The organism is Proteus myxofaciens ATCC 19692, from assembly GCF_001654855.1.
Lineage (GTDB): Bacteria > Pseudomonadota > Gammaproteobacteria > Enterobacterales > Enterobacteriaceae > Proteus > Proteus myxofaciens.
Window position 1 is genome coordinate 1 of record NZ_LXEN01000076.1, and the last position, 2,900, is coordinate 2,900.

Consider the following 2,900-nt stretch of genomic DNA (forward strand, 5'->3'; position numbering starts at 1 on the left):
TACGACCTTTATCAGCACCAGAAAATAAAACAACACCACCTGATTCCGCTAAGCCATATTCAGCAAAAACAATCCCAACTTTGGCTTTTTTCACTACCTCAATATTTTTTTCACCCTCATTGTGGTCCCATACATAAGCATGACAATAAGTAGATAGGTAATCAATGACGCCACTTTCTTTTAAACGAGGATCACCCGTTAATATGACAGACTCACCATATTTTTCACATAAAGTAAGTAAGCATTTTGGTAAGGCTTTTAATGTCGTAAGTTCATATGTACTGCCTGCTGTTTGAGCTATATTTAAAAAATATTCATAACGTTCTTTTTCTGAAAGCTCTGTTAAACGTTCTTCTGGGTAGCTATTAACAGGTAAAGGCAATGGTTTAGGTTCTTTCTGTAGAGGTCTACCTAACTGAGAAGCCAAATGAGATAAAAAACTTTCTCTATTTTCCATTTGTTATTTCACCTCTTTTTGATGTTTTTTAAACCAACTACGGAAACTCTGACCATCACCTTCAGGTAAATCTCTCGCTTCAGTCCAAGCTTTTAATGCACCAATATTTAATGGTGCTTTCCCATCTTTGATAAACCATTTAGCAGCATGAGCACCCATATTCATACCCACTTTCCATAAAGTAGGATGACGGTTAACATAGTTAAATATTCCAGTGATTTTTCGTTCTGTCGCAGGTGGAATACCTTGCTCAACCATCACTTCTCTATGTTTTTTAATTAAACCTGATAATGGAATTTTTACAGGACAGACTGAATCACAAGCAGTGCATAATGAGCAAACATAAGGTAGGTTTTTAAAATCTTTATATCCACCTAAAAGAGGCGTTAATACAGCGCCAACAGGACCGGGATAGATAGAGCCATATCCTTGGCCACCAATGTGACGATAAGCAGGACAGGTGTTCATACAAGCACCACAACGAATACAGCGCAATATATCTTGAAATTCACTACCAATGATTTTTGAACGCCCATTATCTACAATGACTAAGTGGAAATCTTCAGGGCCATCGACATTATCATGCTCTCTAGGGCCCGTTAGCCAAGTGTTGTAGCCTGTTAAGCGCAAACCTACAGCGCTACGTGCTAGCATCGTAATTAAAATATCGACTTCTTTAAACGTTGGTGCAATACGCTCCATCCCCATTACAGCAATATGTGTTTTTGGTAATGTTGTACTAAGACGAGCATTACCTTCATTTGTTACTAAACAAACAGAGCCTGTTTCAGCAACAGCAAAATTACACCCTGTTATACCAATATCAGCAGAAAAAAAGTCTTCACGAATATTTTGACGAACAAAACGCGTCATCTCTTCAGGTGTATCTGAACCGTTATAACCTAATTTATCGTGAAAGATTTGACGAATTTGTTGGCGGTTTTTATGAATAGCAGGAACAACAACGTGAGAAGGGGCATCTTTTGCTTGCTGTAAAATAAATTCAGCAAGATCTGTTTCAATCACTTTAATGCCTTCATTCTCTAATGCGTTATTCATGCCGATTTCTTCTGTCACCATCGACTTGGCTTTTACTATTTTTTTTGCTTTTTTTTCTTTAGCAACATCAAGGATATATTGGGTCGCTTCATCTTTTGTTTTTGCAAAAAAAACATGACCGCCATGTTGCTCAATTTTTTCTGATAACTGATATAAGTAACCATCTAAATTAGCAAGAACATGATCTCTGATTTGTGCAGCTCTATCTCGCCAATCTTCCCAATGGCCTAACTCATCAACCATCTTTTGACGATTTTTTCCTATTGTTTCTTGTGCATTAGCCACTGCTTTTTGCATAACTTCATCATGCACTTGACGTTCTATTAAGTCCTTAAAAGGAATATTACTTGTTCTTAATGACATAATTCCTCCTCATGACTCATCAAAACTTGTGCAATATGCAGAACTTTAACAGGATGTCCTTCTCGCTCTAAACGACCACCGATATTTAAAAGACAGCTGACATCAGCACCAATCAAATAATCAGGCTTAACATCCATAATGTGATGAACTTTTTCTTTTACCATCTCACCTGAAATTTCAGCCATTTTGACTGAGAATGTGCCACCAAAGCCACAACAGGTTTCCATATTTTCAAAAGGTAATAATTCTAAACCTTTCACATGACGTAATAGGGTTAATGGCTCTTCTTTTACGCCCATTTTACGAAAGAGACTACATGAAGGATGATAAACCGCTTTTCCATTAAGACATGCACCAACATCAACAACACCTAATTGGTGAACAATAAAGGAAGTGAGATCAAACATACGATTAGCAATATTTTCTGCTCGTATAGCCCATTTCGGCTCATCAGCAAGATATTTTGCATATCCTTTAATAGCATAAGTACAAGAGCCAGCAGGAGAAATAATAGGAAATGAATTTGCTTCAAATGTTTCAATCAGTTTTTTCATCGCGGGTTTAGCATCTTGAATATAACCGCTATTAATAGCTGGCTGTCCACAGCAACCTTGCCTTTCAAGAAAATGAATTCGGCAACCTAATTTTTCAAGTAATAACACACTGTCTCTTGCCATATGGGACTTTAATGCATCCCCGATACATGTCACATAAAAATTAACATCCACTCTATTGCTCCTATTACTTTTATCAGAGCCAAATAACTCTCTGACCTAATGAATTGGGACTTTATTTTATTTGTATGACAATTAATATTGCATAAAAATGATGTTAAATATATGTGTAACTCTATCTTTTTTTATAATAACAAAAGAAATTTAATCTATTTTAAAGGAGGATAAAAATGAATAACGATACTATTTTGAGTAAATACAATTCGTTATGAGGAATAATGAATAATAAATTTGGATATGAATAAAAATGCGATTTTAGGACTTAGCTTATTATATTTTTTATGACC

The 2,900-nt window shown here is 35.7% G+C and carries 3 protein-coding genes; all 3 read right to left on the reverse strand.

From position 1 onward, the window contains the following. Positions 1 to 457, reverse strand: a 457-nt coding sequence (locus tag M983_RS08180; protein ID WP_066749590.1) for an LUD domain-containing protein, incomplete at its 3' end; no start/stop codon positions are given. 3 nt (positions 458 to 460) lie between these two features. After that, positions 461 to 1,879 (reverse strand): LutB/LldF family L-lactate oxidation iron-sulfur protein, encoded by a 1,419-nt coding sequence (locus tag M983_RS08185; protein ID WP_066749591.1) that lies wholly within the window; start codon positions 1,877 to 1,879, stop codon positions 461 to 463. After that, the gene (locus M983_RS08190) at positions 1,870 to 2,607 is read right to left on the reverse strand and encodes a (Fe-S)-binding protein (RefSeq protein ID WP_066749592.1); all 738 of its coding nucleotides are present in this window, start codon (positions 2,605 to 2,607) and stop codon (positions 1,870 to 1,872) included. The genes M983_RS08185 and M983_RS08190 overlap by 10 nt, the downstream gene beginning before the upstream one ends. Between the last annotated feature and the right edge of the window lie 293 nt (positions 2,608 to 2,900).

Bases quoted from the DNA above. Each gene is read 5' to 3' on its own strand.
- M983_RS08185 (WP_066749591.1), bottom strand. From the start codon at position 1,879: ATGTCATTAAGAACAAGTAATATTCCTTTTAAGGACTTAATAGAACGT.